Annotated in this window: 5 protein-coding genes; 1 reads left to right on the top strand and 4 read right to left on the bottom strand. The window is 68.1% G+C overall.

Annotated features, from left to right (window positions below; all coding sequences use genetic code 11):
- Positions 1 to 169: 169 nt before the first annotated feature.
- From DD1DGNOD_RS18580 to DD1DGNOD_RS18590, 3 genes are read right to left on the bottom strand one after another with little or no spacing between them, the layout of a single operon-like run.
- Positions 170 to 880: a glycosyltransferase family 2 protein gene (locus DD1DGNOD_RS18580; protein ID WP_206443287.1), complete on the bottom strand. Its 711-nt coding sequence runs from the start codon at positions 878 to 880 to the stop codon at positions 170 to 172.
- The gene (locus DD1DGNOD_RS18585; protein WP_131767745.1) at positions 880 to 2,319 is read right to left on the bottom strand and encodes an amidohydrolase family protein; all 1,440 of its coding nucleotides are present in this window, start codon (positions 2,317 to 2,319) and stop codon (positions 880 to 882) included. Before DD1DGNOD_RS18585 ends, DD1DGNOD_RS18580 begins: the two co-directional genes overlap by 1 nt.
- Before the next feature lie 24 nt (positions 2,320 to 2,343).
- Positions 2,344 to 2,988, bottom strand: a complete 645-nt coding sequence (locus DD1DGNOD_RS18590; RefSeq protein WP_131767746.1) for a DUF6308 family protein — start codon at positions 2,986 to 2,988, stop codon at positions 2,344 to 2,346.
- A 386-nt stretch (positions 2,989 to 3,374) separates the two neighbouring features.
- Here DD1DGNOD_RS18590 and thrS point away from each other — a divergent pair, with 386 nt between their 5' ends.
- On the top strand, positions 3,375 to 5,351 hold the full coding sequence (gene thrS / locus DD1DGNOD_RS18595; protein WP_131767747.1) for a threonine--tRNA ligase: 1,977 nt from the start codon (positions 3,375 to 3,377) through the stop codon (positions 5,349 to 5,351).
- A gap of 44 nt (positions 5,352 to 5,395) precedes the next feature.
- On the opposite strand, the gene DD1DGNOD_RS18600 is transcribed toward thrS, so the two are convergent.
- Positions 5,396 to 7,462, bottom strand: coding sequence for an AfsR/SARP family transcriptional regulator (locus DD1DGNOD_RS18600; protein WP_131770712.1), 2,067 nt, complete (start codon positions 7,460 to 7,462; stop codon positions 5,396 to 5,398).
- Positions 7,463 to 7,657: the final 195 nt, after the last annotated feature.

Below are 7,657 nucleotides of genomic sequence, written 5' to 3' on the forward strand. Positions count from 1 at the left end.
CCCGCGGACGCGGAGTCGGCCTGAGGGCAGGTGAGGGACGCCTCCCGCCGGCCGAAGGCCACACGATCATGATTTTTTTCGCGCGGCCGAAGGTCACGCGATCATGTTTCTCGCGCGGCTGGAGGCGTTCGATTAGAGAGCCGGCCGGTATTACCTGGGTCGCTGCACCTCAGCGACCGGACGCGCGACGGCGGGCCCGGACCGAGCCGAGTATCCACAACGCCTCGACCCCGTCCCACCAGGTCAGTTTCTTGCCCTGCGCCCGGGTCCGGGCCTTGTAACTGATCGGGACCTCGAACGGCCGGATACCGCGGGCGAGCAGCTTCGCGGTCACCTCGGCCTCCATCCCGAAGCCGGCGGAGCGGACGTCCAACTCGCGGTACAGGCTGACCGGCAGCAGCTTGAAGCAGGTCTCCAGATCGCTGATGTAACTGTTGAAAAGAACGTTCGCGGCCAGCGTCACCAGCTTGTTACCCACCACATACCAGAACGAGAACGCGGTGTTGCCGCTGAACGTCCGCGAACCGAAGACGACTTCCGCCTCGCCGGCGAGCACCGGTTCCAGCAGCGCCGGGATCTCCTCGGGCGCATATTCCAGATCGGCGTCGCAGATGACGAGGTAGTCACCAGTAGCAAGATCGCTCGCGGTTCGCACAGCGGCACCCTTGCCCCGGTTCACCGGCTGGTGCACGACGACCACCCGGGGGTCGTCGAGGGCGTCGAGGATGGACCGGGTTCCGTCCGTACTGCCGTCGTTGACCACCACGAGCTCGATCTCGGACCGGTAGCCGACGTCGAGTACCCGTTTGACCGCGGACGCAAGTGTGGCTTCTTCGTTGAAGACCGGCATCAGGATGGAAAGCTTCACATCTGTGTACATTACGAGGTGATCACCCGCTGGCCGTTGACGACCACCGTCGGATGTCGCCAGGCGGCGGGCTCGACGAGGGGATCCATGGGAAGCCCTACAACGGCGGCGTGCGCACCCACCTCGATACGCCCGGACGGCCGGCGGCCGTCGAGCCCGGCCGCCCGGGCGGCTGCGGACGTCGCGGCACGCAACGCACCCAGGCGCCCGAGCCCGGCGTAGGCAAGCCGGTCGAGCTCCCGGGGGTCGACCCCGGGCGGCCGGCTGCCCATGCCCCCCGCGTCGGTGCCGTAGACCAGGGCGACCCCGGCCCGGTGGAGCAGCGCCGCGTTACGCCCGGGCGCCGGACCGAGCCCGGCGTGGGACTGCAGCGTCGAGATCACCGGCACGCCCGCGGCAGCGATCCGGTCGACGATCCGCGGTGGCAGGGGTTCCACCGGGACATGGGCGAGTTCGTCCACCCCCGCCCGCAGCGCCATCTCCACAGCAGCAACGCTCAGTGCATGTGCTGTCACCGGAAGACCTGCGGCGTGGGCGGCCTCGACCATGACCGCGAGCTCGGCCTGGCGCAGTGGCAGCCAGTCGGAACGGCCTCCGCGCCCGGTATCCGCCGCTGTCGCGGCGTCCCCGACATATACCTTGATCAGATCAACGCCGTCCGCGACGAGACCGGCGACGAGACCGCGGGCCGCGGCGGGGCTTTCGACGGCAACCACCGCATCGTCGCGATGGACGTTCCAGCTTTGCGCCTTTCGACCCAGCCCATGACGACTCAGCCCGTGACGGCCCAGCCCATGGAGACTCAACGCGTAGCCGCCCAACGCATGATGGTTCAACCCGTGGCGGCCCAGCGCATGGCGGCTCGTTGCGATCCGACCAGCCGCGCCGCGACGGCCGGCCGCGCTCACACCACGGGGTAGGACCTCCGGCCGGTGAGCGGCAATGTCGTGGGCGGGGCCGTCGGGCTCCCCGGACAGGCCCGGACGCGGCTTGCGCTCCGGCGCGCCCACCACCCGAGGGCCCGTGCCGGCAACCATGATCGGTGCGGCGAACCGCCAGTGGACGAGCCTTTCAATCGGCGAACCGAGGTCACGCACCGCGACAAGGCCGGCGCGGAGCTCGTCGTATCCGGGCGTGGCGGTGGCCGGCAGATGCACGTGGGCGTCGATGACACCCGGCCCGATCCAGACACAGTCGATCACGCGCAGGCCGTCCGGCAGCGCCACCTGGTCGCGGGGCCCGACAGCGGCCACCCGGCCGTCCACGCCGACCACCACGACACCGTCGAAGGAGCTGTCGGCGATGCCGTTCCAGATCCGGCCACGCAGGCCCACCCCCCGCCCGACCTCGTAGTGGGTCGGCGCCCGTCCCACCGCCAGTCCGCGTGCCGCCCGCAGCGGCACCACGGCCAGTACGGACAGGCACCCCGATGGCGCGTTGCCGCGTCTCACCGTGCCCTCGGCGGCAGGCAGCGATCAGACCGCACTGCTCATCCACACCACGATGTCGAGGATGCGCAGCGGTGTCAGCGGCGGTCCGTTCTCGGGGACGAGTGCGGACAGCCGGTGGAACTCGTCGGCGTTCTCCTTGAGGTCGTACTGCATGGCGCGGACCAACAGCTGCATGTACTCACGCCAGGACCGTCCGTCACGCGGGGATGGCGGGATGCAGCGCTCGTGCTGGTAGAAGATCCTGACCTTGGAGTCGAACAGCGGCACCAACGCGGGTCTCTTGCGGTGCAGCACCTTTGCGATCAACGACCCCTTGACGTCGCGGTCGGAGACGTCCGGATCGTCCAGGGGGTCGTACAGGGCCGCAACAAGATCAAGAGTGATCTCGTCGGCCTCGATCAGCTCGATACCGGGCGGGAGCTTGTCGAGTGCGCGCTGCAGCAACGGCGTCAGCGCCGTCAACGTGTGCATCCGGTCGACGTCCACCTGGACACCGAGCAGGCAGGGAGCGAGCAGATCGCCCGTGCACAGCAGGTCGGGGTCACCGTTGGTGGCAAGTCCGTCGTAGTACGGGTAGGCATAACGCAGGCCGCGCTTACGTGGCCCGAGGTACTCCTCAAGCAGGCTCTCCGCGTCGAAGACCTCCCGGGTGTCCATCGCCAGCTTCACCGCAGGGGCTCCTCACAGTCGTCTCGAAGTCTCACAGTCGTCTCGAAGTCGTCGTCGACGGTCACGCCATCTCATCACGTGACGACGGACAGCGGCGATCACCGGCTGTGACGACTTCCACATCGCCCACCAGCCAGCCCCATCGTCCACACCCATCCTCCTCCGTGACCACCACGATCTGGAAGCGACCCACCCATACGGGCCGTCAGGAAATCCGTTCGTTACCGTAAGGACCACACCCTCGGCAGCCCGACCACTGGTGTCCGCGCACCGGCCGCCGGGAAATCCGTTCGTTACCGTTAAGGGCCGGCGGGTAGCATCGGGCACTCACCGAACCCCGTGCCCATCTCCCCGAACCTTGTGCCCATCTCCGTAGGAGCCGACCCGTGCCAACCGTCCAGATCGTCCTGCCTGGTAACGCCCACTCAGGTGAGCGAGCAGTGACGACGGGGACGACCGCGGCGGAGCTGTTCGACGCGAACCGGTCGGTCATCGCAGCCCGAGTGGACGGCACTCTACGCGATCTTGCATACGAGTTGCGTGACGGCGACAGTGTCGAACCCGTCACCATCGACAGCGCGGACGGGCTCGCGATCGTCCGCCACTCCGCCGCGCACGTGCTCGCCCAGGCGGTGCAGACGCTGTTCCCCGAGGCGCACCTGGGCATCGGCCCGCCCATCACCGACGGCTTCTACTACGACTTCGGCGTCGACCGCCCGTTCACCCCGGAGGACCTCGAGGCGCTGGAGAAGGAGATGCGCCGGATCATCCGGGACGGGCAGCGCTTCTCCCGCCGGGTCGTCACCGACGACCAGGCACGCTCGGAGCTCGCCCACGAACCGTTCAAACTCGAGCTGATCGGCCTCAAGGGCGCGGCCGGAGTCGACGCCGAGACCGGTGTCGAGGTCGGCGCGGGCGAGCTGACGATCTACGACAACCTGGACGCGAAAAGCGGCGAGACCTGCTGGAAGGATCTGTGCCGCGGCCCGCATGTGCCCTCCACCCGGCACATCCCCGTCTTCAAGCTGATGCGCACCGCCGCCGCCTACTGGCGTGGCAGCGAAAAGAACCCGCAGCTCCAGCGCGTCTACGGGACGGCGTGGGACTCGAAAGAGGCGCTGAAGAACCACCTGACGATGCTCGCCGAGGCCGAGAAGCGCGACCACCGCAGGCTCGGCGTCGAACTCGACCTGTTCTCGATCCCCGAGGAGATCGGATCCGGCCTCGCCGTCTTCCACCCCCGGGGCGGCGTGGTCCGCAAGGTGCTGGAGGACTATTCGCGGCGCCGGCACGAGGAAGGCGGCTATTCCTTCGTGTACACCCCGCACGCGACCAAGGGACAGCTCTTCGAGATCTCGGGCCACCTGGACTGGTATGCCGACGCCATGTATCCGCCCATGGAACTCGACGAGGGGCAGAAGTACTACCTGAAGCCCATGAACTGCCCCATGCACAACCTGATCTACCGGGCCCGGGGACGGTCGTACCGCGAGCTGCCGCTGCGTCTGTTCGAATTCGGTACGGTCTACCGGTACGAGAAGTCCGGGGTGGTGCACGGGCTGACCCGCGCCCGTGGTTTCACCCAGGACGACGCGCACATCTACTGCACCCTCGAGCAGATGCCCGGCGAGCTCGACAGCCTGCTCACGTTCGTCCTCAACCTGCTGCGCGACTACGGCCTCAGCGACTTCTACCTGGAGCTGTCCACCAGGGACCCGCAGAAGTCCGTCGGCACCGACGAAGAATGGGCCGAGGCGACCGAGACGCTGCGCCAGGCCGCGTCCAAGCAGGGGCTCGACCTCGTTCTCGACCCGGGCGGCGCCGCCTTCTACGGCCCGAAGATATCCGTTCAGGCCAAGGACGCGATCGGCCGGACCTGGCAGATGTCGACGATCCAGGTCGACTTCCAGCTACCGCAGCTCTTCGATCTGGAATACCAGGCCGCGGACGGCACCCGCAAGCGTCCGGTGATGATTCACCGTGCATTGTTCGGCTCGATCGAGCGGTTCTTCGCGGTGCTGCTGGAGCACTATGCCGGCGCCTTCCCTCCCTGGCTGGCACCGGTGCAGGTGGTCGGTATCCCGATCACCGACGAGCACGTGCCGTACCTGCGGGACGTCGCCGAGCGCCTGCGCGCCCGCGGGGTCCGCGTCGACGTGGACGCCTCCGACGACCGGATGCAGAAGAAGATCCGAACGGCGCAGAAGCAGAAGGTGCCGTTCATGCTCCTTGCCGGGGACGCGGACGCGACCGCGGGCGCGGTCTCCTTCCGTTACCGCAACGGCGAGCAGCGCAACGGGATCCCCGTCACCGACGCGATCGACGAGATCGTCACCGCCATCGACAACCGTATTCAGGTCTGACCGGACGACCTGCGTCGATCGCGCCCTGCGCGCGGCCCGTGCGGTCAGTAGCTGCCGACGCTGGCTTCCGCCTCCCATTTTTTCCACGCGGTGTTCCACCGTTCGGCGGCACCTGCCTGCGCCGGGACGTCCACGGCCAGACGGGCGGTCCAGTCGCGTCCGAGTGCGGTGATCCGGAGGATCTCCTGGCCGTCCTCCTCGATCTCTGCCTGGTCGCGCGCGTAGATCCTGACCAGCTCGTGCAATCGGAACCACACACCACCGGCCGGTTCGGTGTCGGCGATGTCGAGCATCTGTGCGTCGATCAGGCGGTCGACGGTCCCTTCGGCGGTGTGCCTGTCGGTCTCCAGCAACTGTTCGGCGACCCGGCTTGAGAAAACCGAGAGGCCGAGCAGACCCAGCCGACGCAACAGCCGCCGCGCCTGTGGGTCGATCCGCTGGTAGGACAGGTCGAAGCTGCCCCGGACATCAAGGGCACCGTGGCGGAGTTCGGCCATCCGGCGTCGCTCGTCGACCAGTCTGGACACCAGGCCGGATATCTTCCAGTGGGGATGCGCTACCAGCTTCGCCCCGGCGACGCGAACGGCCAGGGGCAGGTAGCCGCACAGTCGCACCAGCTCACGGGCGGCAAGAGGGTCGGCCGACACGCGGTCGTCGCCGACGATCCGGGCCAGCATCCGGATTGTGCTGCCGGAGTCGAGCACCTTGAGATGCAGGCGGGTGCAGGGAAGCGCGGCCAGCCGCGCCCGGCTGGTGATCAGCACCCCACAGCTGCCCGAGCCCGGCAGCAGCGGCTCGATCTGGCTCTCGTCAGCGGCACCGTCCAGCATCACCAGGACCCGCCGGTCGGCCAGCAGGCTGCGGTACACCTCCGCGCGCGCATCAAGACCGAGAGGGATCTCACTTTCCGCGACACCCAGGGCGCGCAGGAACCGGGCGAGCGCATCATCGGGATCGACCGGGTTGTGCTGTTGACCATGCAGGTTCACATAGAGTTGACCGTCGTCGAAGTGCCGGCGCAACCTGTGCGCGGCATGGACCGCCAGGACGGTCTTGCCAAGCCCGCCCATGCCGAGCACAGCGGCAACAGGCATCACGGGAGGACGACCGGCTAAGGTCAGCCTCCGGCACAGCAGCTCGATCTCCTCGTCGCGACCGGTGAGATCCCCGACAGCGGCGGGCAGCAGGCACGGCGGCCTCGGCATCGCGGGCAACGGGTCGTCGACCTCCGGCGGATCCGCCGCGTCCGTTCGCGGGTCGGATGCCGCAGCCCTGGCAGCCCCAGGCGTTCTGGCGACCCCGAGCACCATGGGAAGAGCCGGAGCCGCAACTCCCCCGCCCGGCCCGGAGACCGCAACGACCTCGAGGCTGCCCTGCAGGATCGCTTCGTGGACCCGTTGCAGCTGCGCACCGGGTTCGACGCCGAGCTCGTCGGCGATGCGCCGGCGTACCCGCGCGTAGCACTCCAGTGCCTCGGCACCGCGACCGGCGTGCCACAGCGCCCGGATGAGCTGGCAGCTGAGCGGTTCGAACAGTTCGTTCTCGGCGAACACCTCCTGCAGCTCGTCGATCACTCTGTCGGCACGCCCCATCCCGATCTCGAGATCGGCCCGTTCCGCCAGCACACCGAGCCGCTGCGGAATCAGCCTTTCCCGGACACGCGCGGCCCAGTCCCCCGACAGACCGGCCAGGGGCTCGCCCCGCCACAGGTCCGCGGCCTGCTTGAGCAGGCAAGCCCGCTCCGCGTCGTCACCAGCCGCTGCCCGGGCCCGCTCCACGAGACGACGGTGCTGATGCAGATCGAGGAGAGCGGGGTCGGCGTCGATCAGGTAGCCGCCTCGCTGCCGGACCAGCTCGACCCGTCCGCCCTCCGCCTGGCGGGTATGCACGAGTATCCGCCGTAAACGGGTGATATACGTGTACAGAGCATTGCGCACCTCGGCCGGGGGTGAGCCACTCCACACCCGGTCGATGAGGAGATCCTGTGGCACCGGACGCCCAAGATCAACCAACAGGACGGCGAGCACCGTTCGCTGCTTCGCCGACCCAAGATCTATATGAATACCCGCCACTCGCAACTCGAGCGGGCCCAGTATAAGCAGTTCGACCACCCCATGCCCCCCATGGCCTAACACATTCCCCTGGGGAGCATTAAATACTGATAAATACTTGACCGTAAAGACTGTCTCACACCTGACATGGATCGATCACCCCGGACCCACTGCGTGTACAGCCGGACGGCGGGTCTGGTGAATGCCCGCCGGCCCCGGACGGGGCACAACCCGACCAACTCGGCCCGGGGCCGG

Origin of the sequence: Candidatus Protofrankia californiensis (assembly GCF_900634765.1) — a bacterium.
Taxonomy (GTDB): Bacteria; Actinomycetota; Actinomycetes; order Frankiales; family Frankiaceae; genus Protofrankia; species Protofrankia californiensis.